We start from the raw sequence: 25,908 nt of genomic DNA, 5'->3' as shown, positions 1-25,908 counted from the left end.
CTTATTCGTCTCCCACTCCAATATGGTAACGCTGATCAAAATCATAGGAATCTTGAAATCCACCAGCATGTTTTCTTCTTCGCCGAATTGGCTGAGCTTCTTGATATGCCGACCGTGCAACACGGATAAACCATGTTAGTCCAAATAGCCCCCCTACTGCCAAAGCAACTTGCCACTGGAAGTAAGCAATTCCCCCCCAGAAGATAACCGCTGCCCAAAGGCTTCTGTGAATAAAAAACAGGAAACGCGCGCCCCAAACAGCAAAAGGAGCTAGGGCGACAGCAAGTCCCCAAGGGGTATCAGCCATCATAGCTATCCCTAGAAGGACAATTCCCAGCAGAAAAATATTGATCACATGTTTCATACGCCCCCCTCATCCTTTATATCCAGCTTATCACGGCATCAAAAAATGCAACCATGAAGCCCAACAATTTTTGGCTAAATAAGCATACCATTAGCAATTTTCATGCTTTGCCCTGAAACTTTCACATGTGAAAGTTAGCCCTTACAGAATAAGGCATTTGTTGACAAAGCATTACATAGTTGAACATATCAAACAAATCGCATAGACTATTGAATAGGCCATTGCTAACGCTTTGGTTCCCATCTGCAATACAGCAGAGTCACCTTTCCCAAATATCAGTAAAACAATCATCCTCATGTGGCCTGGGCGCATTTTGCCTACTCTGGCCTCATCAGCTCCTGCTGTATTCGCAATTTCAGCCCTCGCTGTATCCCTAAAATCACTTATACCTAAACGCTATTCAATATCAAAAATACCGCGCCAAATGCGCGCTATTTCCGCCATATGTTTGGCGCACTTTCAATTAACATTCATCACCACCACAAAAAACTCGTATCCACTTGATTGCTAACACAATTGCAACTTTGTTACGTCGGTACAAAGTTAAGTTCATGTTTTTAAAGGTTTTTTATTGTTGACAGTATCATTAATTGGGCTTATAAATGCGCAAAATATGTCAGTTTACGACAATAGAAATACTCTAAAAGCATTAATTTAATAACGCATTTTTATGTGCGCAATAACGCAGTTTAGCGGTGGCAACCAATGAACAAGAGCCAAGTAATTGACATTCCGAGTGATCCAGAAAAAAACGTGAGTGGATCAAGTACAAACTCAAAATCCAAGGGCTATCTCTGGCCGCATTAGGAAGAAAACACAATACATCTCGGCAAGTGGTGTCAACGGCACTCTACAAGCCAAGCCCACGCTGGGAGCATGAAATAGCGACCGCTCTGGGTATGAAGCCGTCGGAGTTATGGCCGGAACGGTACGACAAAGAACATGGAATCCCCCTCAGACATCAGGAGGAAAGTTGATGAGAAATAAATTCAAAGCTCTGGTTCTATCTACGGCACTCCTGTCATCAGCAGCGAATGCTATTGACCTGAACGGAACCATCTTCGACAAAGCGGCGAAAGAACATAACCTCGATCCTCTTCTAGTGTATTCGGTCGCATTGGCCGAATCAGCATCAGGGAGAGGTGATGGTAATATAAGTCCTTGGCCTTGGACGATTCGCGCTCCCGGTCTTCCTTTCTATGCCAAATCAGAAGAGCAGGCAAAAGCTAAACTCGCTGAGTTTCAACAGCAATATGGTCATTACATTGATGTCGGGCCCATGCAAGTGAACATCCGCTGGAATGGTCATAGAGTTTCCTCTCCAGCAGAGCTTCTCAACCCAGAAACCAATGTCAAGATTGGGACAGAGGTACTATCAGAAGCCATTCAGTCATCTCCAAATGACTTGGAGCTTGGCATTGGTCGCTATCACTCCTGGCAAAACGAAATTAGAGCAAGAAACTATGGTAGCCGAGTTTTAGCTATCTATCGCAACCTTCGGGATTTGTGAGGGGCGTGATGTTGGAACTGGATATTATTGGTGCGCTGGATGCAAGGGCCGTCAACCTCGCCCAAGAAGAAGCTGATAGGAACGTCTACGAGTTTGATCTGACATTGTGGAACCTACTATGCACTCTGGCAAAAGAACGCCCGGAGGATGCAGCCTCACAATTTTCTTTGAGTATGAGCACCGTTCAGAAGCTGTCAATGGCAACACCTTCCCAATTGGAAGCATTAGCCTCTGGCGTGTTGATCTCTTTTAAGCTCGAAACAGCAGAGCAAAACATCATCACACGACTCTCTGGTGAGTACGACCCAGTAGTTTTCATCAATCACAGCGTTGACGCATTTGATGCCGCCTACTGGTTACTATTTAATCGCGTTGCATCGAGAGACCCAGAGATGGCAAAGGAAGTGTTTGGTGTTTCACGAGAACTTGCGAAGCTGGTGGCTACGGCAACAGACAGCCATTTGCGCCATATGTCTGGAACAACGGTTACGCATTTTACGCTTCGTTTTGCTCCCAGCATCATTGAGGAAATTATCGATGACAGCCGAGAAGAGCTAACACATCCAGTATTGAAAAAACTGCAACAATCTCTACAGGGTCGTGGGAGGTGGAGATGAACATTGGCAACACTGGTACATTGGGTCGCTGGGTTACAGCTCGACACATGGCCCTTGCAGGGTACATCACCAAAATCATCATGATCGAGACTGGCCTGACTTACAAACAGGTCAGACGGCTTTACCAGGACCTAGAAAGGGACGGATATACCCTAGAGCGAAAATCCAGAACATTCCGTGGTGGTGCGACACTTATTCATAGTCACACATCCAAGATACAGGCTTCTCTTCTAATACAACTCTACTTCAACATTGGTGGGGAAGCTGTGTTGCGGTCTGTGAACATCAAAGCCTTGAACAAGGCATTTAGGATGTATCACGCTATCCGAAAAGAAGTCCCAGGAATGAAAGGAGCTAGATGGGCTCCGTTTGATATTACTGATGCCTGGTGTCTTGCTTCGGAGTTGAGAAGCGGAGAGGCAATGTTGGAGGAATGCGATAGCTGCAAGTGTACGTACTTCACCTCTGTTAATCAAAGAACCGGCGTTGAATGTCCTTTCTGCAAAGAACAAGGAAGACATGGAGGTGGGGAGAAAGAGTGTGCTTGAGTAGGTTATGACATTTCAAACCAGAAATTGAGCGCCCAATCCTTGCGGCGCTCATTTTTTACTTCTTTTGTGGAATGCGGTAGCGCTCCAACTCGACAGCGCCCAATCCTTTAAAAGCATCCGGGCGACGACCTTGCCCACTCCACGAAACGCCGTCTTTTGAATATTTAGCATTATCAGGTTCTGATTTGCTCGTGAACATCTCGTTAAGCAAGCTAATGTCCACACCACAGGATTCCATGTCGTTCATTATCCGCTCGGCCTGAACTCTTTTTTCTTTTTCATCTTCTTCTCGCTTTTTATACTCCTCCTCCAGTTCATTGAGAACGCCAGCCATTCTGTCAATAATCTCCCGAACTTCATCTAAAGAGATCCCTCGCAACAGAGTGCGAATGCGGCTTTTACGCTTTAACTCTGCGATTATTAACTCTCTACGTTCAGCCGCTGATAGCGTAGATAACGCTTCGTGATCTTTCATATCATACTGAGCTCATCAGTTTTCCTTTAAGTGAATTGCGTTGAGAGTTCAGTTTTGCATCAACCTGCATAGGCTGCTTTTGATGTTGTGCAGGTTGAGTCTCGGAACTCTGCTGTTCAAACGACCCAATGTTGCCAGAAAATCGAAGAGAATAAAGACCCAATAGAGCAAGGGCGCGGAGCCGATCACTACGCGCCTTATGCTGCATCTGGGACAGTTCACGATAGAGCTCAGGAAAGGCTTGCTCTGATATATTCAGATTAGATATTTTTCCATCCCATTTGCTACCAGCCACGACGACCTCCTATTAATCAGCCGCAGAACCAGAATCCTCTGGCATTAGATGCCACGGATTCGTTAGGCAGTACGATCCTGCTCTTAGGGAAAAGTTCCTTAGCCGCGTCTTGGTAAGCCTCCGCGCCACCACCGGCCAGCAGAACAACATCAGCATCCATCCCGTCTTCACGCATTGACTTACGCATAGGGATCAACGCGTTTTGAGCAACTTTAATTGAGGCTTTCTTGAAATAGTCTTTGATCGATACTTTTTCACCATAAAGGAAAATTTCGGCCTTACCTGCACGGATAGCTTTCTCGATCTTTTCGATGCCTGGCGCTCCGCCGTGGTCTTCCTGAATCAGCCGATCTGTTTCCTGTAGCAAGACCGACATCGCCTTGAGACTGGTGCCCGATGAATGGTAGCGGACCTCTCCCTCTTCAAGAGCCACCCAATCTACAGAGAAAAATCCTGGGTCAATTACAACTGTTTTGCCTTCTTGGATAATTTCCAGGAGATCTTCATCTTTAGTTGAACTGACAACATCCATATATGCCCCGGCAGGTTGAGGCACAACCACCACAGACTTAACCATCACCGAACGTTTTGGCGTGATCTGGTGTTCACCCTCTAATCGAGCTTTCAACGCCTCTCTGCGCTCAACTTCCATGTACTGACTCACTGGCAGACCTGTCACCAGCACATCAATTTCCTTCTGCTCAGACATCAGGAGTGCTGCGTAGAAAAGAGCTCGGTATGGATTAGTTGAAGGGTAGTCACCATGAAGCTCACGCTCCCAACCTTGCAAGCGATCAGGCTCAACACCTGCAACCCATTTCTCTCCATCAATCACAACCTGAATGCTGGCTCCAGCACCACCAGTTAACTGTTGTGGCATTAGTTCCAGTGGACCAGCACCCACAGGCATGATGACAGTACGAACTTCCCCACCTTTATGTCCCATTACCATTTTCAAGTTGGAGTAACCAATATCCAAACCCAAAACAAATTGCCCCATGAAATCCTCCAAAGATTGCTTTTTGATTGCTTTTCGATTGTTTGTCGAATGTTGGATAGAGAATAAAGCCTATTGCGAGGAAAAATGGCCTCTGTAATTGCCCAAAAGGGGCGTTTAGGTAGCTTTTCGGTAGCTTTTTGATAGATGAACAGGGAAACATATGGGAACGCTGCACGAATAGGTTTAGAGCAACATACCGTTCCTCTACTCAGAACCGCGCGTCCACCATCGCATCGAGAGAAGGATTTTTCGACAAAACTGGAATCTTTATATGTTTATCCAATATATCTGGAATATTCATATATAAATTCATACAGAACTAGGAGTTTGAAGAATCAGGCAAGTAAGATTCCAGATAGATAGAGTGATATTTGACAAATTCCAAAGATAGGTTAGCCTAGTGACAACGTTAGATTCCAGTATTGGAATAATTAGGGTTACATTCCAGATAGATAATATTGTGGATAGGAATTGGATAGGAATTGGGAGGTTTTTGAGGTGAGTCTACCAACGGAGCGATGGCTAGACCTGCTAGATCCTAAGCTCGAAGAAAAACGATCCGAGATAACAGAGGATCTGCTAGAGGAAGAAGGTCGGGAATTTGTCGCAGAGATACGAAGCAAGCTGGATCACGCCTTAGCGGTTCTTGCTGTCGAGGCACAGCAAGAAGCGGACATGTACTGGAATGCGCACAAATCGGCGCGCGAAGAAGCGTCAGCGAACGAACAAGGCCGCGTCGGTACACGGGTTCGCATTCTTGGCGTATCACTCGTTGCAGAGTGGTATCGCAACAGATTTGTTGAGCAAGTTCCCGGACAAAAGAAAAGGGTTCTATCAACACATATCAAGAAAGGCCGAGGTCACGCCTATAGCATGTCGCACTTCAAGAAAGAGCCAGCTTGGGCACAAGAGTTGATCCAGCAAGTAGAAGGCAGATATGCCGCGTTAAGACAACGAGCCTCCGCCTTAGCGAAAATGCGCCGGGCGCTGAACGAGTATGAGCGTCTGCTTAACAAGACACATAGCGATGAGGTGTGACATGACAGCATCTGTAGCGGCAACTGAACTGGCAAAGCTGGGGAAATGTGAAGCTATGATCAAGAAAGCTACCAGTCACCCTCGCTCAACCCTGTCAAAGCGCCCACAATCACCACAAGGAACAACAGATAGGACCCTTCGGGGCGAGCTTGCCCATTTCCGGTATGAAGCGGCGGCTCTGCGCTTCATGAGCAGCACTGAGGGAGCTAAGCGTCGTATCTACCAGTTAGTGTTTTCAGCAACGGTAGCCGCGGGAGTTTTGGCACTTCTGGCGGCATGGACCACCAGCTAGAAAGTATTGACGGAACAATCATGAGCAAGACAACCAAAGACAAAGACGTGGAGAAACTCCACATAATCAAAGACTCACCGCAAATGAGTCTATTTGCGATCATTGAATCTCCGACCAAGAAAGACGACTACTCCAATACCATCGAGATCTACGATGCGTTGCCTAAGTACATTTGGGACCAAAAGCGCGAGCACGAAGACTTATCCAACGCAATAGTAACACGACAATGCTCCATCAGAGGTCAGCAGTTCACAGTGAAGATGAAGCCAGCCATCATCGAGAAGGATGATGGAAGAACCGTACTAATCTACGCGGGACAGAGAGAGGAAATCCTTGAGGATGCTCTACGCAAGCTCGCTGTAAACGGGCAAGGCCATATCATCGAAGGCAAGGCTGGAGTCATGTTCACTCTGTACGAACTCCAGAAGGAGCTCGCAAAGATGGGGCACGGGTACAATCTGACCGAGATCAAAGAAGCAATTCAGGTTTGTCGTGGAGCAACACTAGAATGTATCAGTGATGACGGTGAATCCTTCATCAGCACCAGCTTCTTCCCGATGGTGGGATTGACCACTAGAGGCGAATTTCGCAAGAAAGGTGGAAATGCCAGGTGCTATGTGCAGTTCAACCCGATGGTAAACGAATCGATCATGAACCTGTCTTTTCGTCAGTATAACTACAGAATCGGAATGAAAATCCGCTCTCCTCTTGCACGATACATCTACAAGAGAATGAGCCACTACTGGACTCAAGCATCGCCAGATTCGCCGTACACGCCATCGCTTATTAGTTTCCTGACCCAGAGCCCTCGTGAATTGAGCCCACGAATGCCAGAAAATGTCAGAGCCATGAAGCTCGCTCTGGAGGCTCTCATCAAACAAGAGGTCATAAGCGACTACGACGCAAACCAGATCAGGGATGGCCGCAAAGTCATTGACGTGCGGTACGTCATAAGGCCTCACCAGAACTTTGTGAAACAGGTGATGGCATCCAACAAGCGTAAGCAACTGACAGAACTACGAGCCATCGAGCACAGCTTGATCGACCACGACATCATTGATGAATCTCCGCGTAGTAAGAGAAGAAGGTAGCTTCCCATTCTCCCTAGGGAAAAGAAAGATAGGCGCGTCAGCGCCTTTTTTTATGCCGGGAGAGAATGCAGTGAACTCCATCAAAGCAGTACCAACAACTGAATATCCCCATATTGCACGGTAGTAGCAAGTGAGGTCCTGGTATCGTGCAAGCAGAAGCAATTATGAAGAATAAGCTCCATGTTACGCCGGTTACGCCCATAGAGCGGCTTACATAATCTATTGATAATTAATGGGTGAATATATGGGAAGTCTGCACGTTTGCACATTATGAATTTTAATATGTGGGAACCTTGCACGGTAGCCGAATACGGAGAGGTTGCAATATAACTTATTGATAATTAAGGGGCTGATATATGGGGATGCTGCACGGTATACAGATTTAATATATGGGAACGTTGCACGGTAGTAGCAAGTGGGGTCTTGGTATCGTGCAAGCAGAAGAAATTGTGAAGGATAAGAGCTATGTTACACCGGTCACTCCCTAGGGAGTATTACATAACTCATTGATAATAAAGGGGCATATATATGGGAACGTTGCACGGTATACAGATTTAATATGTGGGAACGTTGCACGGAAGCAGGTCATAAACCTCTCGATATATGGGAAGCCTGCACGGTTGACGAAGCAGAACGAAGGTTGACAGAACAGGACAAACCTAAAAAAGTGGCCAAAATGACTCAGACAGCTAAAAAAGTGATCTTTATCACATTAAAATAGGCTAAAAGTTATCCACATTTTCTGTGCATAACTGGGTTTTGCTATATGGGAACGTTGCACGATAGTATATGGGAACGTTGCACGGTACAAAAAACGACCGAAATTACTATATGGGAACGTTGCACGTTTAGAAAATAGTATATGGGGCGGCTGCACGAATGGCCTTAGATGCATTGGAATGCCCACCAGAATATGTGGGAACGCTGCACGAACACTCTGTTTTTCAAGAATTTTGTGGAAAAAATGGGGTAGCTGTGTGGATAAAAATGGAAAAGATCCAAACATATATGGGAACGCTGCACGGCAACATATGGGAACGTTGCACGTAACTATATGGGTTTGTTGCACGGAAGAAACACTAAAACAATATCATTATCAAGGTGTTGAGGCATAACTGAGCTCATCTAACCGATCTTTATCCTGTTCTATCCTTTATACAAAGATCTAAAGATCTTTATATTTATCCTTTAGATCACCGAATAAAAAACAATCAACTCTATTTCTTTAGAAAAGAATCTCATATGCAAAGCCAAACAAAATCAGTATTACCAACAAGATAAGCATCAACAGCACAAAGTAACTGAACTCATACATCACTGCCTTGATCACGGAAGTGACACTAATCGACCTTCCAAGGATCTTTCCAACGATCCACTGAAACGCAACGAATGAACCAAGCCCGCAAAACAGCACTACTGCTACAGAGACAAAAACATGCTCCATCAGAACAGACTCTCGTAGAAAACCATACTCCATACCCAGCAAGGCCAGCCTTCCAATACCAAACCCTAGACCCAATGCAACAGAACCTCGCACCAATACAACTTTCAGTGACTGGAACCATGTCAGCTCAATGTCCATCCCCTTTTGGGAAGAACAACGCACCAGCACCGTAGATATTCCTAAACCTATAAACACCAAAAGAATAAAATCCAACATTGCTACCTCTGCTACAAAGATTAGGAACATACAGTTTTCTTGGGATACCTGTTTAAACGCCTCAATATCGCCAATAGTTTGGTCCAAATAAACCGAGAGATGTCGTCATAAACAATGACCCACTAAGCGTGCAGCTTTCCCATATATTCTGCTCCAGATACGAGACTCAATTGTCCTCCCAGTGCTTACCAGTGATGAAAAGGATTTTTTTCTCTTTAAATAGCGACTGGTTGTTAGTGTCAGAATTAGAACGTTAACGGCTACAGGAAGCCTTAGAGGCGTCTAAATCATCTTTACGTAATGGAGGGGTAGCAGTAAGAGCGTTTCGCTCTCAAAACCGCGCTTATGTCGCGAGAAGCACGTTCGGATGCTAAGTCACTCTCCAAGCGGACGTTGTAATCACGCATGAAGGTCCAATTCATCAACATAGCAGAGCTAAGAACTCCATCTGTGGCTTATCAAACCTATGCTCACCATCCGAAAATACGCCGCTATCGAGTCTTTACCGCTAGATAAACAAGGAAGTACGTTGTTCTATCGTTACTACGCTGACTAGAAGATATTCCGGTGAGAACTAACACCTAGAACAGCAGTATCACTGGTCATCGAACAAATCACTTTAATGTTTTCATCTCAATAATCGGTTGTTCTTTTTCTTTACTGGGTCATTTTTATGTTTTACAGTATCATAAAATGATTCGATGAGTTGTGAGGTTCTCAAAACTCCTAATTACTTAGGAGAACTTTATAAGCATCAAAAAGCAATCAGGCGGTGGCTTTTCGGTGATGTCGGTTCAGCGGGAACCTGTTGTTCTTGATTTTACATCATCAAGAAGTGGTTTTTGGATGGGGTTACAGTTTGAGGTGGTCAATATGTGGGAACGTTGCACGGTTAAAAGGGGCCGCACATGAAAACAATAAAGCGGTTCATCGTATGGGTGAATTACAGTCTTGAGGGTTGGAGCATTTTTGGATCGAGCGATGACTGGGATGAAGCGGTATCCATCCGTTCGGAAGCGATAGACGAATGCAATATTGATGAGGAAGACATCATCTTGGCTGAAAACAAAAACGAGCTGGTGGTAAAACCTGCGGCCAAGCAAATGACGGAGTGGCACCGGGAACTGGAAGCAGTCCTTATGACCTTGGATGACTGCCAGATGGAATGTGACGGCATGACATGGGCAATTAGCCACCTACTCAATGAAGCGGGTGTACCTCATGACTGCATGTATGGCTTTGTGCGAAACGAACAGACCAAGGACATCGTGACTCCGCATTTCTGGGTTGTTCTGGGTGATGGGTGGCTGGTGGATCTGAGGCTACGTATGTGGCTTGGCGATCACAACAACATTCCTCACGGGGTATTCCATCCCGATAACGAGCCAGGATTTTTCTACAAAGGAGACCCGGTTCAAAACCATAAAGGGATGAGACTGGGCAAAGCCGTTCTGGACATCATGACCGACGGAAAACTTTCACATGTGAAAATTCCTGAACAACAAGACGGAGAGTAATAGCGTGGAATTTAATTACGACAAGTCAGTATCAAGCGCACATCTTGAGGCCGCCGGTTGGGGTATGGATGCCTTTAACCACTCTAACCCTTTCGATAGCCATGTTATCTATGTACGAGACTACGGCAACGATCACATCCGTCTGTTCACTATCAAGCAGGGTGGCTTCGATACGATAAAGCTGCCTCTTCACCTTACCTCCGACATGCTGGCTTCAGTGATCGCAGAGTTTGTATCAAAGGCAGCAAAAGGGAAGTTGAATACTAAAGAGTCAGACACACTAGCTCCTACTTTGGTCTGCTATGCCAAATCAACGGAAGCCTACCGACGCTGGCGGCTAGTGTCTGAGGAAACGGAGCGATTGCATATGATCATCAATATCTACGCAGGTTCTGGATTGCTGAGGCCTTTCATCGCTCGTGCTCCTGAGACCGTCCTGACAATCCAAGAAGTACAGGCCTTCTCAGCACAGGTTAAGAACATGGATGTGTCCAATCATCCTGAGTGGTTTAGGAGCCGGAAGTAGTCATGAATACTGTTCTCTGGATATTCGCCCTAATCATTGCACCTTTCGTCATTGCAAAAGTAGACCAGTGGCGTAAGCGCGAAATCGGAGATACTTGGGCATGGTGGAAATCAGAGAACATGCCTTACGAGCTGCGTTCGGCCTCTCTGTTTTTGTCTGAACAAGACATATCAACCACACATCCGGTGCCCATGCACGGCAGGGTTGATCAAGTATACCAAACCAAGAGAGGGATTCTCATCCCTCTGGATACAAAGCTGCGCCAATCAAACCATATTTATGAGTCGGACATTATTCAGCTTTCAGTTTACCGGGTAATTCTCTCCCATAAGTACAAAGCCCCCGTAGCTAAATTCGGCTATGTCCGAACCGTTGTCGAGACGGCTAACGGGGATAAAGTCCGTTACATCAAAACAAACCTTCTCAGCGAAAAAGAAGTGGTCAAGCTGTGTCACCGCTACCATTCCATACGTTCTGGTCAGGTAAAAACCACCTGTTCCTGTGGCGGAAAGTTTCACATGTGAAACTTTTAGATTGAACCAGGATTGCCCGAATTGGGCCGTTTGGCGGGGTTGCATTTTTGAAAAGTCCTGTACGCTAGTTGATATAGGAGGTGAACAGTGACCCAGCTGAAACATAACAGCTACGTCATGGCGGGGGCCTTGTTGGCGACTGTCGTAGCTGCCGCCAATGGTTTGAGTCTTATCACCCTTATTGCTGGTGGAATGACCATTATCCAGTTCATGGCTTGGAAGCAACAAGATGCTGTACGGAGCCGGTTTAGAGCGGCGAGGGATGCGTTTGAAGCGTTGAACGTCATTGCGTTCGACAAGCACTGGATAGGTTCAACCGCGATGGTCGCAAAGGTGTCGAGCATGATCACTCCGCCCGAACGACTGGATAAGCCCTGGATGGTACAAGTTTTGGCCGTAACCAAAGGTGGGTCGTGGTTCGCAGTGGACCTACAAGTGACTGGTACTGAAAAGGTTCAGATGCTTAGCCTCCACCAGCTTAGTGAAAGCGCAGCAAAGACCATGTTGGCCTTCGATCTCGAAGTGTATGAGAGATTTTTCGGAAAACCTGATGTTGCATGAGGGGTATGTGATGGAAAAAATCAAAAACGTAGATGTTGTAGAGCTCACGGCAGCAGATAAGAAGGCGATGACCCACGCGGCATACGCCCAGTGTTTATTCATTCTGGCTCAAGTGATTGTATTCCCTTCCTTGGGAGGGGTTGGCTCAATGATCGCCGCTCTGTGCGGCATGATGCCGTGGCTAACAAAGTTCGCTAAAGAAGCTCCAGCGAAAGCCTTTGGTATGGTGATGGCTTCACTCCTCTTGGCTCCTGTATACGGGAAACTCTGTGAGCTAGTGGTTCACGCGATTCGGGGAGCTTGAGCTTATGGGGGGAGTACGCGTTCCCTACCTCTTGGCTGAGCTGAAAGAACGAGGGTGTGTTGATGAGTCCGTTCTAGCTCAGGTTATGCAACCGGGATGCTGGATTGAAGAAGACGAACTACGGAAGTTGGCCGTTAAGTTGGGGGTTGGCGTATCCGAGCTAGCACCTGCGCCAGAGAACGTGGCCAATACCCGGTTCAAAGCCAAACTGAGAGGAGGTTTAGCCTCCTTTCTTTTTGAGTACGACGGTTGTTTTCGACATGCCGAAGGCTCCAGCCATGCAGAGATGTTAGGTATCGAACAAGAAGGCGACATCGGTCTTCCTAGTCGAGCTGCTGACGCCATGCTCTTGGAGAAGACGCTTTACCAGATCATCGCACGGGCTAAGTACATGCTCGGTAAAATCGATAGCAAATTTGTCAGGTCAGAACAATCAATCGTGTTCCGTGAGCAACTTGCTCCTGGGATCTTCAAACCCGGTTACAGAGGTTTTCGATTCAAGGAGATTGCCACTGGTGATTTGCCAACAGTCATGATTGACGGTCGAAAGTTCAATTGCGTTACGAGCATAGCCAGAGCGCATGGACTTGATCCGGTAACGGTGCGTAGACGCATTGCTGACACCAAGAAGGGCGCAGATAAGCTAACCAATGATGAGTGGAAACTCATCCTCGCTAAGAAAAAAGGTAAAGGAAAGCCATTCACCTATCTGGGCAAGACCTACAGCAACATTGCTCAGTTCTGTCGTGAGCATCAGCTCAACACCAACCTTGTTTACCAGAAAGTCAAAGACCGAGCTGATAGCGCTGATGAGGAGTTCTGGGGACAGATAATCGAGACATGTAAAAGGAAATACTTCGTGCAAGAACTCAGCGCTGTGAAAGTTTACTGATAGGAGAAGTTTTATATGACAGAACAAAGTAGCAAATCACTACGTCTCGGGGTTGTTGCCTCCATTCTTTTGGGGCTCGTAGGGACCGGATTCGGCATTTACCAGTTCGTGAAAGAGAAGGAGCTAGCACAAGAGATCGCTAGCGTGAAATCTTCGGTCAAGCAGGTGATGGATGCCGAAGGCATCACCTTCAAAAGCAAGGCTGAGTTTGAAGCTGCTGTGGCGGAAAGCATCAACAAGTTTGTCGCGCAGAAGCAACAAGCTGACATTGAACAGAAGTATGTCCTGTTTCAGGGGGCATCTGAGAAGGTTGAAGACGGCAAACACATTTACGGGGATCTTGGTGCTCGGTTCACGCTGGTGGAGTTCTCAGATATGGAATGTCCGTTCTGCAAGCAATTCCACGACACGCCTAAGCAAATTGTGGATGCAAGTAAAGGTAATGTGAATGTGCAGTGGAAGCACATGCCTCTCGATTTTCATAATCCCGCCGCTCGCAAGGAAGCATTGGCCGCTGAGTGTATTGCTGAGCAGAAGGGAAACCGAGGCTTCTGGGTCTTCGTGAATGACATTTTCTATCACAGCCAAGGCAATGGAGCAGGTGTTGCAGATTTGGCCTCTGTTGTCACTGGAGTTGGTGCTGATCTGGATGCGTTCCGAGAGTGCCTCCGCTCAGGTAAATACGAAGATAAGGTTGAAGCTGACATCCAGAAAGCCAAGAGCTATGGCGTTAACGGTACTCCGGCCACTTTTGTAGTGGACAACCAAACCGGTAAGAGCCAGCTCCTCGGTGGCGCACAACCGGCGCAAGCAATCATGGCGGTGATGCGAAAAATGATGATTGAGTCGCAACAAGACGAAGCTGCGAACTAATAAAAACTTTCACATGTGAAAGTTAGGGCCCTTAGGGGCCTGTTTTCACTATGAGGTGAACTTATGGAGTTACAAGAAGCAAAAGAGACTTTCGATAACCTTAATCTTCTCAATCCATCAGCGCCTTTGAGGCTTGTCATCCACCAGCCAGGAGGAATAGGTAGAACCCCTACCGTAGGAGTTAAAGCAATTCATGCTGGGTTTGATTGGGACAGTAACAGAATCCTGATCTACCCAGAAGAACACCTTACTCGGCTGACGCTAGATGAAGTCGCTGCCATCACAAAGTCAGTATCGAAAGGGCAATCCTGGCATTCATTTCAGCAGATCAATAAGTATCGGGAACAGTTGGCCGAAGCAACAGAAGAAATTAGTAGGCTCAAGGCTGAACTCGACAGGTATCTGAATAAGGGGGTGGAACAATGCTAAAACGCGGAATTATCAATCTTGCCGCCAGTTACATCATTGTTGATGCCCTGCTCCGTAATGCAGCAATTTGGATCTTTGGCTTACCCTTCTCCGTCAGTGGCGCTTACGTAACTGGAGAGGCAAGTACATGGGGCGTCTATCTAGCCACATCAAGCGCAACGACACTATGTTCTGTCGTAACTGCTTATCTTCTTGTTACCTATCACCAATGGGGATTGATGATTGCCAAGATCTGGTTGTTACTGAGTGTTTGCTTAAACGGTTATGCCGTCTACTTGAGTAGCCACAACATTCAGTTGGTGCTGCTTTCCAATCTGTTCATTGCGCTGTGGATGCTCAAGACCCTTGAACAACCAGCGGTAAAAGGGGCGTTCAAGGTAATCGCTGATCTCCACTGTCAGCTATGGGGAATATTGAAGGGGCAAAAACAATGATAACTAATACTCAAGACGCAAATACCAACCAGATTAAGTCTTTACGCGACATGCTTGTCCCCGCTCTGTTTTTCTATGTAGCTATGACAGTGATATTTGTGGGGGTTGACGCATTAATGGGTCAACCCACCAGCATGAACCTGTCATTCATACCGTTCCTAGTCTCGATGGTGAGTTTTACCTGTGATGCACGTCAAGCGTGGGACTGGAAGAACGGGATCAAAGCCGTAGCCGAGTTGACGGGGGTAGCGATGCTACTTGCATTCATCTATCAGCTCGTGGTCGGAGAGATGAATCTCTTTGTTGTGGGCATATACCCAATTATAGCCCTCCTTTTATTGGCAATGACTTGGGTTATTCGGACTATCGGAAAAACAGCACTATTTCAGTTCCTGGGGAGGCATCTAGCACGGTTTGGTACATCGAAGTGGGGTCAGCGTGCCGCTATCGTAATTGTGCTTGTTGGGGGCTTTGTCATCACTATTTACGCGTACTGGATTAACTAGGGGAGCTGATGATGATTATTGCAACGAAAAGCGGTTTGTTGGTGATTGCAGAACTAATCAAGGAAGAAGAAGGATACTGGCTGCTACAACCTAGTGATCAGAAGACGCCAGTCAGGGTGAATAAGTCGGATGACAATGAACGCGCTTTCACACACATGGGAGATGCCCTTCGCTGGGCGGGTGATCCTGAGCTTGCAAAGCACTTTGATGCCGAGGGGGAAAAACATGCAACTCCGTGATTACATGACAAATTTGTTTGAGGCATTTGGTGATGCAGAAGAAGTCACCCGAGAGATGCTTCTGGAGCAGGCAGCGCTCATTCATACGATCAGCGATAAGTGTAAGAGCTCAGGTTTGTTTAAAGATAATCAGGTTCGTTTCAACCAGTTTGTTCAAGAAATTGAAGCTGACGACAAGGTAGAGGATCGGTTGTTTCATGCTTGGTGCTGGATGGTGGACCGAATAGTAAAGGCACCGACATCCCTTCACATGGAGGGGGCTGTGATTTTAACGATGCCTCTGGTCGCCAGATACTTGCCACCGGTTGAACGGGAGCAGGAAATCAGTGTGGTGAATCTCGACGAGGACTACATGGCTCCTGTTGGCAACAAAACACTCTGCGAGCTTGTTATGGAACGGAGGTATTGGCCGCAAGGAGCAACGTGTGCAACCCAAGAGGCGAGCGGGGAAGTCTTCTACTGGGATGCACCAGTTGATGTCGTAGAGGAAGGCAGAAAGGTCGCAGGTAAGCACGGCATGATGGCCGAGATCGGATTAAAACATCAGGTTGATGCCTGGTATGCGGACATGGACGAACCACAACTCGCAACTGATTGGAGCGTCGCCGTCATTACGCCTAACTGCTTGCTGCTTTCCTATCTGGACGAGCTTCAAAAGAACAAAGTTCCGTTTGATAAGGGGGTGCAACTCGCTGCTGAATGGGTGACGCAGCTTGGGGGGCGGTCTCATGAAGACACCGAGGAGGTGCCGGTAGCTGAGGCTACGATGCTTTCCTTGGGGAACGTCACAGCTCATTGCTTCAAACCCTATCCAGAAACCAAAAATTTCTATTACGAGGCCTAATCCTTATTCAAAAGGAGGCGCAACATGCGATACCAGATATTTAAAACAAAGGAAGGTGGGCTGCCGGAGTTTACAGCGCCCTGGTACTGGTTGGCTTCCGCTATTGCTCACTGGTCATCTCGTAACTGGGATGCCTGTCGAATAGTAGACAGCAAAGTGGACGAAACAAGGCTCTGCTGGGTCAAGGGATTACCTGCTGCAAAAAACAAGTAATTTGATTGGAATGCTAATTAGCTAATTAATAAACAGCTCTACGGCCATACACCTGTAATCCCTGAGCCTGTAATTGCCCAAAATGGGCGTGAGCGGGGGAGGGGAAATAAGTTGCTGTGAGGCAAAATACTTTGTACCGGCAGAACAAAGAAAGAGTGAACTTTCACATGTGAAAGTTTTGGTGAGCGGGATGGAGTAAGCGATTCAAAGTTATTTGGTGGATGGTCAGTCGTGAATACCTAAAGAGTTGGAAATAGGCATTTACAGTATCATAAAGTGATCTTATGATGTGAGGTATTCAACATGCCGAAATCTATTTAAAGGATAAGCTATGAGCGATATTACGCAGCAAATGGACAAACTTGAGATACCTATCAAGTTGTCTTTTCCAGTTATCAACGTTAGCACCTTTGAGCTGAGTCGTGCAGAGAACGTTTTCTCTGAAATTGCAAAGAAAGTTGGTAAGCACTTTATCGTAATGCCATTCAAGAAGCTGCCTGATCCGGGCACGATGAAGACAATAGCGGACGAGGCCAAGAAGGCCTCCAAAAACGGTGTTGTCGTGTTCGACACTTTCTTTTTCGACCGTCAACGCGCAAACCCGGAAACACTTCCAGCTCTCAAGTCATCTCTGATCTATCTGGAGAATGAGGGGATCAATTACATCATTGCTGGCAAAGACGTCTTCAATGAAGAGTTCGTCTATCACATAGACCTCCCAGCTATGAGCAATCAAGAAATCCTGACACTGCTCCAAATTTGTGAAGATAACGTGAAAGACGGTGGCGTCTTTGAGAGCAACGAGCGGGTTGTCATCGCAAATCATGCTCTTGGTTTGTCACACACTCAGATGAAAAACGTCTTCACCTACTCCGCCTACTTGAAATACAAGGGGGAAGAATATCTGAGTGAGATCCGAAAAGAAAAAGCTCACATCTTACGTGATGTCGGTCTTGATGTGCTTGAGGCTATTGATATTGGGAATGTTGGCGGTCTCGAAAATCTTAAAGAGTTCCTCCAGATCCGTAAAGCTGGTTGGGATAAAGACCTTCCGGTGAAAGGTGTCCTTCTAGCTGGTGTACCTGGAGGCGGGAAATCGCTGACGGCCAAAGCTGCTGCCGGTGTACTTGGTACAACCTTAGTTCGCTTGGATATGGGCCGCTTTTACAGCAAGTATCTCGGGGAAACTGAGCGACAGTTTAACCGTGCATTACAAACCATTGAGCAGATAGCACCCGTTGTAGTGTTGATTGACGAGATGGAGAAGTTTTTTGGTAATGCTGATGGTGAACACGAAGTATCCAAGCGCCTGCTGGGCTCTTTCCTTTACTGGCTCCAGGAGCGCAAAAAGAAGATCTTTATTGTAGCAACAGCCAACCGGGTTCAGTCGCTGCCTCCTGAATTGATGCGAGCTGGTCGCTGGGACCGGGCATTCTTCATTGATCTGCCAAGCGAAGCTGAGCGTCAGAAGATTTTTGAGATCCACCTTGCTAAACATAAAGCCAACATCGCCGCGTTTGACATGCCTACGCTACTGCGCACCTCCGAAGGATATACCGGAGCAGAGATTGAGCAAGCGGTCATTGACGCAATGTATCTGGCGAACGCCAAAGACAAAGAGCTCAACAATGAAGCGCTGGTGGATGCGGTCGCTAGCATTACCCCGACCAGTGAAACTCGCCGAGAAGACATAAACCAGATCCGCAGTTTGCGAGATCAAGGATTCTACCCGGCCAATAACTTCGATGTACAAGATCAGAGCGGCCCAGGACGCAAACTCGCCATCGCGGACTAATCGATGGAGTGAAGTTTTTGGATCTTTCTTGCCGCGTCATTGATATTCCACTCAGAAGACGAGAATCGACCGTTATGTACAAACAAGACATTGAAAAGGGAATTGAGCTGCTCAGGCTGTGCAGCAAGCTCCAGTCCGAAAAAGATGGGGTGGATAGGCCGGAGCCTCTGGTTATCGATAAGAGTAAAGTTAAGGACCAATTTGCCCGAGACGTTTCCACATCTATTACCTACATGAGTTCGTTGTTCAAACTCATCCCCATGATGGAAAACCTTACCGAACTTGGCCGAAAGCTGGAGAAAGAAGGAAAGCTCGAAGTTTCTTTAGGCCAAGACTATTCCATTGCCGCGCTTAATTTTGTCATGTCGGAACACGACATGACGCCCGAAACAACTCAGGAGTAATGAGATGAGTCATATCGTAAAAGGCAAGGTGCAAGTCGCTTACAAAGACAAAGATCTGCTGTTGAAGGCTTTGGAGGGTGTTGGTGTCGTTGTTGAAAACGAAAAGCTGTACCGCGTTGGAGTTGGCTACACCTTTGAGAAATATCCGATAGTTCTGATTGATCAGAGCAACAAGGAGCACCGGATTGGTTACAAGGAAAAAAACGGTGTTTGGGAGCAGTATCAGGAAAACTACGGCACTCATGGGCGCTGGACGCAGCAGGCAAGCAGTAAGGTTCAGGACCGCTACATTGCTTTCCACTACGAGCAGCAGTTGAAAGAGGAAGGTTTTAGCGTGACGGTGACGCAGCATCACGATGGCACGTTGGAACTGGAAGCCGAGGAAGCTGTTTGGTAATAGCACTAAGGCAATCAGATTGGCTGAACTTAACAACGAGGTGACAAAGTGAAAAAAGTAAACATCAAGATCAAGGGCGGCAAGATTGCTGCCGATTTTACGGGGTTTCAGGGGAAGACTTGTGAGGCTCTGGAACAGCGTATCCGCCTGAATGAGCTAGAAGTCGAAGAAAAAGAGCTGAAACCCGAGTATCACTTCAACGCCGGTCAAACTCATCATGAAACGGAACAGAACGAATGGTTATGAGAAGAATAGGGTGTTTCCCCTTTCTTATGCTGGTTGGGCTCATGGTCGCAACTCCTGCGGCCTTTGCCAGTGATTTTGTTACTGGCGTAATTATGGGGCAACTGCTCTCAGATGACTCTGGTAGCAAGAAGGTAAATAACTCTGACCCGGAGAGTAAAACGGTCATTGAGTATCATGATGGTCAGCCGATTGTGACCAAAATGGAGGTCTTAAAAAATAACAAATGGCGCAAGTTGGATGGTCCTCAGGGAGGCTATTTTGTTTGCCCTGGTGAATACCGTAGCTATTCGGGAAGGCAACGTTGTCGTGTCTATGAGGATGGCTTTAGTGGTTTTATGGGAGCGATGACTGATGCTCAGGAGCTTACTCTCCAAGAAGCTCTAACTAAGATGGAAGGTAAACCTATCACCCTGCAAACCATTGAGATCCACGGCAACAACTTGGCAGTCAAATATCTATTAGCGCCACCAGCACAAACGCATGTCAAAACTCAGAACCTGGGCGTGGTGAAACAAGACATTGATGTGCCGAAAGTCGCTCCTCAGCCATCTACACCGGCCAGCTTGAGCGTTTCAAAGACTGACCCTTCTAAGCAGAATGTAGATCGTGGATTTGAAAGGCCTATTGATTCCATTATTGGTTTAATCGCGAACGCTTGTGAAGTTATAGCGGTATTGGGGTTGGTGGTTGGGATTGCTGGAGGGGTGATGAGACGGAGTGTTTGGGCCGTGGTTATGGGAATCATCCCCTCTCTCGCACTCATGAATATGCCAACTGTTCTTGGGTTCATGTTCGATACTGGGGAAGCTAGCGCAAAATCATTGGAAGATAGCGAAATCTCATTTCCTTTCGTTTTAGTGGCATTACTACCGGTGCTGATTTTCTTTGTCTGTAGAGCCTTTGTTAATTACCGGCGCTACCCTGAAATTGGGGATGTGTTAAGAGAATTCCAGCGTACTGAAAGAGCTGAACGCGAAAGTAATGAGCCTCCATCAGTGGGTGAACTTCACGAACGTCAGCAACAAAACATAGGAAGAGAACCTGTGGTTGTCAGCTCGTCAGCTCCGGCACCAAAAGTGCAAAAGGAAGAGCCAATCGAAGTTCGGCCAGGCAAACGCAAAGTTATTTTAGATTAGCAGGGTGATTTATGAGCAAAAAACGCATTGTAATCAAAAATGGTGTGGTCTGCGGGTTTGCTGATGAAGTTTCTTTCAAGGGCCTTGACGTGCAGGAATACAATAAAAAAAGAGTTTCCTGCATCGTACCGACAAATGGCTTTCTAATGGTTGCATTCTACGTTATTCGCGGACTTTGTTCCGACGAGTCAAAAGTTGCGGCATGGACTCGTGTTTGGCGTTGCCAATGGAAGGTTTTGATAGACGGTAAGAGCTATGGTCCGTTCAGCAATCGTGCAGATGCTATCGTGTTCGAGAAGGATGAGATCTACAAACAAGGCAAATTCTTTATCGGGAACCCACACAAGGCGGCAGTATGATGCTTCTCCGTATCAGTGTCGGTACTTATCTTCTACAAGGAAAAGATAAGTCGTGTCGTGGTTTTTATGTTGCCTGTTTACAGTATCATAAAGTGATGCTATAAAGTAAGCAGCACACAAGGAGAACCAACGAATGGCTGCTATTAACTCACTCCGCGCTCTCAAAGGCGTAGCCGCTCCCGAAGAACTGAAAAAAGGGGATGGATTCACTATTTCCCCCCAACTTCTGCTGGAGGAAGAGGGGTTTAACACCCGTGGTGCTTTCTGCGATAACTACTACGAGCGCTCAGACATCAAGGCTGGCATTCGAGTGCTGGCTGATGCCTACAAGCGTGGTGATTATGTTCCGCCGATCATCGTCAAGGTTATTGATGGAAAGGTGTATGTCCGTGAAGGTCATCGCCGTCGCCGGGCAATCATGCTTGCTATCGAAGAAGGTGCCGACATCAAGTTGGTGCAGGTTGTAGAGCACAAAGGTGATGAAGCCGAACAGAATCTCCTGATCGCAACTAGCAACGACGGACTCCCTCTTTCTCCGCTTGAGCGAGCTGTGATTTACGCTCGGCTTGCAAACTGGGGGTGGAGTGACCAGCTGATTGCCCAGCGCGTTGGCCGCTCGGCTGAGCATGTTCGTATAGCCCGCGCCCTTCTAGAGATGCCTCTGGAACTGAAACGGATGATTCAGGAAGGCTCTGTAGCTGCTACCTATGCTCAGGAGCTCTACAACGAGCACGGCACTAACGCTGTTGAGATCCTGAAAAAGGCGCTGGAAGAGCAGGCCAATGGCAATGACGGCAAGACGGCTCCCAAAAAACTAACCAAAAAGTCTGTAGAGAAAGGTCCTCGTTTGGGGAAAAAAGTTGTTGAAGCCATGCGCCGAGGCGTGAGCTCTATCACCAGTCGCCTAGATAAGATCAAGCCGAACGACGACGGTGAAACCTTCACTCTAATTCTGAGCAGGGAAGATGTAGATGCTTTGCAGGCGTTGAAAGCTAAGTTGGCTGAGTTGGAGCCTAAGACCGAAGAGCTCAATGAAGACCAACAAGATTTGGCGGGTAATCAGTAATGGATGCCATCCAGTTTCTGGAAGGAGGAACCATTATTGCGGTTGAATCTTCGTTATCCAGCCTCGGGACGCTGGTGGTTTCCTCTATCAGGCTTGAATCTGGACTGGTAGTACAGTTCTCCCCTCCAGCGACAGCAAGTGTCAGCGTCCAGCTCGCAGAGCTTGATGATGAACAGTGACCATAAATCGCCCTAAGTAGACAGTAGACAGGCTGAGGCGTCAGTACCAGCAAGTTTGAGCTGTCATCGCTGTTTTACTCATCCGTGCAAGTATATGTGGGAATGCTGCACGCTTGGGGTTCTCCCTGATTCGACTATGCCGGTAAACAGTCCAGTAGAGTTTCTTAGAGGAAGTGAGGTTATTGCCATCACCTTTGATGTCTATGACATCCAAGATGAATATTTACGAAACACATTAAAAACGATGTTTGAAGACGAATTTGAAAAATTTAAAGGTGGGGTAATGGACGCTCAAGAACTGAATAATTTGATAGCTGAGGCCTACAGCCGAGATCTGCAAAATCCTGAGTTGGTATCGTTCAAAGAGGTGAGTCGTTGGGGTCGTAAGTTTGGTTTTCCTATCATATGCACCTTGGCCGATGAAAGTAAAGAAATGCAGATTCACTGGGCTGCAAGTTTGCTCATTCAAGTTGCCGGTACTTGGCCGCAAGAAAATATGCCGGAATTGCTCAAGCCGGAACGTGGCTCTGCGTTGTTCAACGATGCCGAGCAGTTATTGGCGAATGGGCTGGCCTGTTTTAACGAGAGTTTGGGAGGCAAGCCCTCTCGGTGGCATAGTCCCATTCGTAAAGCAGGAAGGATTTTTGCCTGGTGGGCAATACTGGCGTTCATATTCATCGGTATTGCTAGTGCGATGAACCGGGTCTATTGGGTTAATAGTAAAGGTTTGAGCCAGGGGGCGATGTCATCCACATGGGTTAAAGAAAAGTTTGGCCTAGACCTGGGTGAAATGTGCCGTTATGACAAACCTCAGCATATCGAGTTCAAAGTCCTTCCTGATCAGACAATCCAGTTCCGATGCTCATGGTTTGAAGGTGGTGGGGTTACTTTGTGGCCTTTCTACACCGAGCATGATGTAAAGAGCGCCGAAGCGACCTCTGTACTCAATGGCATCTTTCAGGGTACGGAGGGGCGTGATGAGTAGCCTCTTTCATGCCTCAAGAGGCTGAGGAAAATAAAACGATGCCGAGCAGTTATTGGAGAATGGGGCTGGGGCAGCAAATCAATTGTAATGACAGCGCAAACCTCGCCATCAAGCGGCCTTTATGGCCGTTTTTTGTTTCAAGTTTGTTTTTACAGAACCATAATTAGATATTGCAGTATCATTTTATGATCGCTACAATCTTTCACATGTGAAAGTTTGGGGGTGGTCAGGATCACCTGCGAGAAACCAAAATAGAGGTGGATATGGCAAAAGTAGTCAGCTTCGCCAACCAGAAAGGCGGAGTGGGTAAAAGCACCCTCTGTATCCAGCAGGCCTTTTATCTGGCGTTACGGAAGAAAAAGAAAGTGCTAGTTTTGGATATGGATGGTCAGGGGAACACATCCTCTCGACTGGCCCCCAGACGAGAGCTTGAGGATGGTGACTACGAGCCTATCCTTACTGGAACCAAAACCGCAGAGCTGTTTGCTTATGAGCTGGACGGTATTGAGGTTATGCACTGTCCTTGCGGCGCAGACCTTATTCATACGCCGAAGAATGACCCAGATTTGTTTGAGATGGAGGCTGTGCCTCTCGATCAAGCTATGAATCCGGCTCGTCATTTAGCGGATCTGTTTGATAGCTACGACTACGTGCTTATTGATTGTCCACCGAGTCTCGGTAGAAAGCTGGTAGCCGCATTGGTGATGTCTACCCATGTGGCATGTCCAGTAAAGCTCTCTGGCTTCGCAGTGGACGGCGTAGAAGGTCTCCTGAACACGATTATTGGTGTGCGCGAAGCATACAACCAAGATTTGGAGATTTTGGGTATCGTGATCAACGATATGGACCGTTCAGTTAATCACGATAAAGCCCTCAAGTCTCTGGAAGATTCGGTCCCAGATCTGTTGTTTGAGAACAAAATAATGCACCGACCTCCGCTCGATACGGCGACTACTGACGGCATCCCTGTATGGGAACTTCGCTATGGGCATGTCGCGGCCAAAGAGGTTGAGGCTGTGTTAGAAGAACTATTAGAGAAGGTGGGCTAAGTGATGGCATTGAACAATTTAAAAGGCCTGTCTGAACTTGCTAAAGCCGCTAAAGGCAAGAAAGGAAAAGAAGTTCTTACTGTACCTGTTGACGACGTTGTATCCAAGGTCCAGGTCCGTAAGCGCTTCCGTAACATTGAAGATCTGGCGGCAACCTTGCTGACCGAAGGGCAGCAGTCCCCGATCATCGTGTTCCCGAAGAATGAAGATGGCAAGTACGTTATCCAAAAAGGGGAACGACGCTGGAGGGCGTGTAAACACGCGGGTATTGAAACCATCGACTTGGTGATTAATGACAAGGTTCAGAACCCCCTAGACGAAACTGCTGGGGAGTTGATCGAAAACATCCAGCGAGATGACTTGACTCCAGTGGAGATTGCCGAGGCGTTAAACCTGTTTGTTGACGAAGGGTGGAAACAAAAGGATATTGCAGATCGTCTTGGTAAGAATATCTCTTTCGTATCTACGCATTTGTCGTTGCTCAAGTTACCTGACTGTGTGCGCGAGTTGTACGATAATGAAGTATGTTCTGATACAGAAACCTTGAATAATCTTCGTCTTTTGTTCGATCTGAACGGGGAAAGATGTCGCGCCGTTTGTGCAGTGGCTATGTCTGATGGGATTACCCGTAAACAAAGTCGTGAGCTGCTGAATGATGCCAAACGTATTAAAGACGAAATGCAAAAAGGCTCTCAGACTGGTTCCGGCCAGAATAATGAGCCTGGAGCTGGCAATACCGATGAGCAAGCCTTTAACTCAGGTGGAAATGGCTCGTTGGAACAAAGCGAGAGTGACGCGGCCCAGAAAGAACAGGATGGGGGTAAAAACTCATGTGGTCAGGACGACGATGATCAAGACGCTTTGCGTGGTGAAGAGGGCAACAAACCTGACCAGCAGCCAGCTAACAGCTACAAGAACAAAGATGAAGACTGCGGCGATGTTCTTCCTCCTTTGCCGAAGGATAAAGAATGGCGGAACGTCCGAGCTGACAGTTTGATTATTGCTGTCAACATTAACTTGGATGGTGAGACCAAACGTGGAGTCATTATGACCGACCGTGTTGCTATGGTTCCGTCTACTGTCTGGGTTAAAACGCTCGATAGCGAAGGCAAGGAAAAGCATGTTCATGTGCCTGTGTCAGACATTGAACTCCTGAGTGTTGAAGGCTAATAAAGGAGGCCCTGCCAGAGTGGTTGGGCCTGTCAAGAACAGGTGAATATGAAGATCTCACAGGACATGAAAAGAAAATTTGCTTTGGTGAATACCCTGTATAAAACGGAGAAGCCAAGTCTCCAGGACCTTCACAAGGCAACAAAAATTCCTGAATCAACTATCAAGAGACAGTTGGCTGCCCTGCGTGATGAGTTTGGAATGAATATCTTGTTCGTCAGGGAATCTACCGGCGAACGGGGTGCAACCGGCTACTACATGCTGACAGACTGGGGAATTTTAGACAGGTCTTCGTTCTTGAACCGGTACGGAAAGTTGTAAGATGCCATAGAGCTGCGCATTAAATGGAAACCCCGCC

At 47.0% G+C, this 25,908-nt stretch carries 37 protein-coding genes; 32 read left to right on the top strand and 5 right to left on the bottom strand.

Translation table 11 applies throughout. From position 1 onward, the window contains the following. Position 1: 1 nt before the first annotated feature. Entirely contained in the window at positions 2 to 364 is a 363-nt protein-coding gene (locus R7Q48_RS19790; RefSeq protein WP_193325752.1) for a permease, read from the bottom strand. 761 nt (positions 365 to 1,125) lie between these two features. Here R7Q48_RS19790 and R7Q48_RS19785 point away from each other — a divergent pair. Genes R7Q48_RS19785 through R7Q48_RS19770 form a run of 4 tightly spaced genes read left to right on the top strand, consistent with a single transcriptional unit; the run spans position 1,126 to position 3,039 of the window. Then, positions 1,126 to 1,341 (top strand): transcriptional regulator, encoded by a 216-nt coding sequence (locus R7Q48_RS19785; protein WP_375379170.1) that lies wholly within the window; start codon positions 1,126 to 1,128, stop codon positions 1,339 to 1,341. After that, positions 1,341 to 1,874: a transglycosylase SLT domain-containing protein gene (locus R7Q48_RS19780; RefSeq protein ID WP_210635788.1), complete on the top strand. Its 534-nt coding sequence runs from the start codon at positions 1,341 to 1,343 to the stop codon at positions 1,872 to 1,874. Before R7Q48_RS19785 ends, R7Q48_RS19780 begins: the two co-directional genes overlap by 1 nt. 8 nt (positions 1,875 to 1,882) lie before the next feature. Continuing rightward, positions 1,883 to 2,491, top strand: coding sequence for a transcriptional regulator (locus R7Q48_RS19775; RefSeq protein WP_210635790.1), 609 nt, complete (start codon positions 1,883 to 1,885; stop codon positions 2,489 to 2,491). Beyond that, positions 2,488 to 3,039 carry a FlhC family transcriptional regulator gene (locus R7Q48_RS19770; RefSeq protein WP_160188474.1) on the top strand — a complete coding sequence of 184 codons (552 nt, stop codon included), beginning with the start codon at positions 2,488 to 2,490 and terminating at the stop codon, positions 3,037 to 3,039. Before R7Q48_RS19775 ends, R7Q48_RS19770 begins: the two co-directional genes overlap by 4 nt. Positions 3,040 to 3,097: 58 nt before the next feature. Here R7Q48_RS19770 and R7Q48_RS19765 read toward each other — a convergent pair whose 3' ends face one another. From R7Q48_RS19765 to R7Q48_RS19755, 3 genes are read right to left on the bottom strand one after another with little or no spacing between them, the layout of a single operon-like run. Then, positions 3,098 to 3,517: an H-NS family nucleoid-associated regulatory protein gene (locus R7Q48_RS19765; protein ID WP_160188476.1), complete on the bottom strand. Its 420-nt coding sequence runs from the start codon at positions 3,515 to 3,517 to the stop codon at positions 3,098 to 3,100. A 1-nt stretch (position 3,518) separates the two neighbouring features. After that, complete coding sequence (locus R7Q48_RS19760; protein ID WP_160188477.1) at positions 3,519 to 3,812, bottom strand: hypothetical protein; 294 nt, start codon at positions 3,810 to 3,812, stop codon at positions 3,519 to 3,521. Between the two features lie 16 nt (positions 3,813 to 3,828). Continuing rightward, positions 3,829 to 4,812 carry a ParM/StbA family protein gene (locus R7Q48_RS19755; protein ID WP_160188478.1) on the bottom strand — a complete coding sequence of 328 codons (984 nt, stop codon included), beginning with the start codon at positions 4,810 to 4,812 and terminating at the stop codon, positions 3,829 to 3,831. 498 nt (positions 4,813 to 5,310) lie between these two features. Between R7Q48_RS19755 and mobI the strand changes: the two genes are divergently transcribed. Genes mobI through R7Q48_RS19740 form a run of 3 tightly spaced genes read left to right on the top strand, consistent with a single transcriptional unit; the run spans position 5,311 to position 7,233 of the window. Further along, positions 5,311 to 5,850, top strand: coding sequence for a conjugative transfer protein MobI(A/C) (gene mobI, locus R7Q48_RS19750; protein WP_193325751.1), 540 nt, complete (start codon positions 5,311 to 5,313; stop codon positions 5,848 to 5,850). Between the two features lies 1 nt (position 5,851). Further along, positions 5,852 to 6,142: a hypothetical protein gene (locus R7Q48_RS19745; RefSeq protein ID WP_193325750.1), complete on the top strand. Its 291-nt coding sequence runs from the start codon at positions 5,852 to 5,854 to the stop codon at positions 6,140 to 6,142. Between the two features lie 20 nt (positions 6,143 to 6,162). After that, a complete protein-coding gene (locus R7Q48_RS19740) occupies positions 6,163 to 7,233 on the top strand; it encodes a plasmid replication protein (RefSeq protein WP_354665765.1) in 1,071 nt (356 codons plus the stop codon). Between the two features lie 1,225 nt (positions 7,234 to 8,458). On the opposite strand, the gene R7Q48_RS19735 is transcribed toward R7Q48_RS19740, so the two are convergent. Further along, the gene (locus R7Q48_RS19735; protein ID WP_411979278.1) at positions 8,459 to 8,980 is read right to left on the bottom strand and encodes a hypothetical protein; all 522 of its coding nucleotides are present in this window, start codon (positions 8,978 to 8,980) and stop codon (positions 8,459 to 8,461) included. Positions 8,981 to 9,801: 821 nt separating this feature from the next. Here R7Q48_RS19735 and R7Q48_RS19730 point away from each other — a divergent pair. From R7Q48_RS19730 to R7Q48_RS19610, 25 genes are all read left to right on the top strand, one after another. Next, positions 9,802 to 10,410, top strand: coding sequence for a hypothetical protein (locus R7Q48_RS19730; RefSeq protein ID WP_193325748.1), 609 nt, complete (start codon positions 9,802 to 9,804; stop codon positions 10,408 to 10,410). Between the two features lie 4 nt (positions 10,411 to 10,414). Beyond that, positions 10,415 to 10,936 (top strand): hypothetical protein, encoded by a 522-nt coding sequence (locus R7Q48_RS19725; RefSeq protein WP_318132415.1) that lies wholly within the window; start codon positions 10,415 to 10,417, stop codon positions 10,934 to 10,936. Between the two features lie 2 nt (positions 10,937 to 10,938). Further along, on the top strand, positions 10,939 to 11,460 hold the full coding sequence (locus tag R7Q48_RS19720) for a hypothetical protein (protein ID WP_160188481.1): 522 nt from the start codon (positions 10,939 to 10,941) through the stop codon (positions 11,458 to 11,460). 96 nt (positions 11,461 to 11,556) lie between these two features. Beyond that, positions 11,557 to 12,030: a hypothetical protein gene (locus R7Q48_RS19715; RefSeq protein WP_193325746.1), complete on the top strand. Its 474-nt coding sequence runs from the start codon at positions 11,557 to 11,559 to the stop codon at positions 12,028 to 12,030. A gap of 10 nt (positions 12,031 to 12,040) precedes the next feature. Next, on the top strand, positions 12,041 to 12,334 hold the full coding sequence (locus tag R7Q48_RS19710; RefSeq protein ID WP_193325745.1) for a hypothetical protein: 294 nt from the start codon (positions 12,041 to 12,043) through the stop codon (positions 12,332 to 12,334). A gap of 4 nt (positions 12,335 to 12,338) precedes the next feature. Continuing rightward, a complete protein-coding gene (locus R7Q48_RS19705; protein WP_160188483.1) occupies positions 12,339 to 13,226 on the top strand; it encodes a hypothetical protein in 888 nt (295 codons plus the stop codon). A 15-nt stretch (positions 13,227 to 13,241) separates the two neighbouring features. Beyond that, on the top strand, positions 13,242 to 14,099 hold the full coding sequence (locus tag R7Q48_RS19700) for a DsbA family protein (protein ID WP_160188484.1): 858 nt from the start codon (positions 13,242 to 13,244) through the stop codon (positions 14,097 to 14,099). Between the two features lie 63 nt (positions 14,100 to 14,162). Next, complete coding sequence (locus tag R7Q48_RS19695; RefSeq protein WP_210635800.1) at positions 14,163 to 14,528, top strand: hypothetical protein; 366 nt, start codon at positions 14,163 to 14,165, stop codon at positions 14,526 to 14,528. Then, the gene (locus R7Q48_RS19690) at positions 14,522 to 14,962 is read left to right on the top strand and encodes a Fe3+-siderophore ABC transporter permease (protein WP_210635802.1); all 441 of its coding nucleotides are present in this window, start codon (positions 14,522 to 14,524) and stop codon (positions 14,960 to 14,962) included. Before R7Q48_RS19695 ends, R7Q48_RS19690 begins: the two co-directional genes overlap by 7 nt. Then, positions 14,959 to 15,468, top strand: coding sequence for a nitrite reductase (locus tag R7Q48_RS19685; RefSeq protein ID WP_210635804.1), 510 nt, complete (start codon positions 14,959 to 14,961; stop codon positions 15,466 to 15,468). Before R7Q48_RS19690 ends, R7Q48_RS19685 begins: the two co-directional genes overlap by 4 nt. An 8-nt stretch (positions 15,469 to 15,476) precedes the next feature. Further along, entirely contained in the window at positions 15,477 to 15,707 is a 231-nt protein-coding gene (locus R7Q48_RS19680; RefSeq protein WP_210635806.1) for a hypothetical protein, read from the top strand. Then, entirely contained in the window at positions 15,694 to 16,551 is an 858-nt protein-coding gene (locus tag R7Q48_RS19675) for a hypothetical protein (protein WP_210635808.1), read from the top strand. The genes R7Q48_RS19680 and R7Q48_RS19675 overlap by 14 nt, the downstream gene beginning before the upstream one ends. A 24-nt stretch (positions 16,552 to 16,575) precedes the next feature. Continuing rightward, positions 16,576 to 16,764 carry a hypothetical protein gene (locus tag R7Q48_RS19670; protein WP_210635810.1) on the top strand — a complete coding sequence of 63 codons (189 nt, stop codon included), beginning with the start codon at positions 16,576 to 16,578 and terminating at the stop codon, positions 16,762 to 16,764. Between the two features lie 331 nt (positions 16,765 to 17,095). After that, positions 17,096 to 18,559, top strand: a complete 1,464-nt coding sequence (locus R7Q48_RS19665; protein WP_160188486.1) for an AAA family ATPase — start codon at positions 17,096 to 17,098, stop codon at positions 18,557 to 18,559. A 17-nt stretch (positions 18,560 to 18,576) separates the two neighbouring features. Then, positions 18,577 to 18,963 carry a hypothetical protein gene (locus R7Q48_RS19660; protein WP_411979277.1) on the top strand — a complete coding sequence of 129 codons (387 nt, stop codon included), beginning with the start codon at positions 18,577 to 18,579 and terminating at the stop codon, positions 18,961 to 18,963. A gap of 4 nt (positions 18,964 to 18,967) precedes the next feature. Next, a complete protein-coding gene (locus tag R7Q48_RS19655) occupies positions 18,968 to 19,360 on the top strand; it encodes a hypothetical protein (RefSeq protein ID WP_210635814.1) in 393 nt (130 codons plus the stop codon). Positions 19,361 to 19,408: 48 nt separating this feature from the next. Beyond that, positions 19,409 to 19,606 carry a hypothetical protein gene (locus R7Q48_RS19650; RefSeq protein ID WP_160188489.1) on the top strand — a complete coding sequence of 66 codons (198 nt, stop codon included), beginning with the start codon at positions 19,409 to 19,411 and terminating at the stop codon, positions 19,604 to 19,606. Between the two features lie 41 nt (positions 19,607 to 19,647). Further along, the gene (locus tag R7Q48_RS19645) at positions 19,648 to 20,742 is read left to right on the top strand and encodes a hypothetical protein (RefSeq protein ID WP_252515612.1); all 1,095 of its coding nucleotides are present in this window, start codon (positions 19,648 to 19,650) and stop codon (positions 20,740 to 20,742) included. An 11-nt stretch (positions 20,743 to 20,753) separates the two neighbouring features. Then, positions 20,754 to 21,101, top strand: coding sequence for a hypothetical protein (locus R7Q48_RS19640; protein WP_160188491.1), 348 nt, complete (start codon positions 20,754 to 20,756; stop codon positions 21,099 to 21,101). Between the two features lie 133 nt (positions 21,102 to 21,234). After that, on the top strand, positions 21,235 to 22,167 hold the full coding sequence (locus tag R7Q48_RS19635; protein WP_210635818.1) for a ParB/RepB/Spo0J family partition protein: 933 nt from the start codon (positions 21,235 to 21,237) through the stop codon (positions 22,165 to 22,167). Continuing rightward, on the top strand, positions 22,167 to 22,346 hold the full coding sequence (locus R7Q48_RS19630) for a hypothetical protein (RefSeq protein WP_160188493.1): 180 nt from the start codon (positions 22,167 to 22,169) through the stop codon (positions 22,344 to 22,346). Before R7Q48_RS19635 ends, R7Q48_RS19630 begins: the two co-directional genes overlap by 1 nt. 136 nt (positions 22,347 to 22,482) lie before the next feature. Beyond that, positions 22,483 to 23,331 (top strand): hypothetical protein, encoded by an 849-nt coding sequence (locus R7Q48_RS31730; RefSeq protein ID WP_375338872.1) that lies wholly within the window; start codon positions 22,483 to 22,485, stop codon positions 23,329 to 23,331. A 263-nt stretch (positions 23,332 to 23,594) separates the two neighbouring features. Further along, on the top strand, positions 23,595 to 24,380 hold the full coding sequence (locus R7Q48_RS19620) for a ParA family protein (protein ID WP_160188494.1): 786 nt from the start codon (positions 23,595 to 23,597) through the stop codon (positions 24,378 to 24,380). Positions 24,381 to 24,383: 3 nt separating this feature from the next. Then, positions 24,384 to 25,550 carry a ParB/RepB/Spo0J family partition protein gene (locus R7Q48_RS19615; protein ID WP_160188546.1) on the top strand — a complete coding sequence of 389 codons (1,167 nt, stop codon included), beginning with the start codon at positions 24,384 to 24,386 and terminating at the stop codon, positions 25,548 to 25,550. Positions 25,551 to 25,598: 48 nt separating this feature from the next. Further along, positions 25,599 to 25,871 carry a helix-turn-helix domain-containing protein gene (locus tag R7Q48_RS19610; protein WP_160188495.1) on the top strand — a complete coding sequence of 91 codons (273 nt, stop codon included), beginning with the start codon at positions 25,599 to 25,601 and terminating at the stop codon, positions 25,869 to 25,871. Positions 25,872 to 25,908: the final 37 nt, after the last annotated feature.

The organism is Vibrio sp. 378, assembly GCF_033339435.1.
Note: the sequence above shows the minus strand (reverse complement) of the source record. Positions and strands in the feature narration are given on the sequence as shown.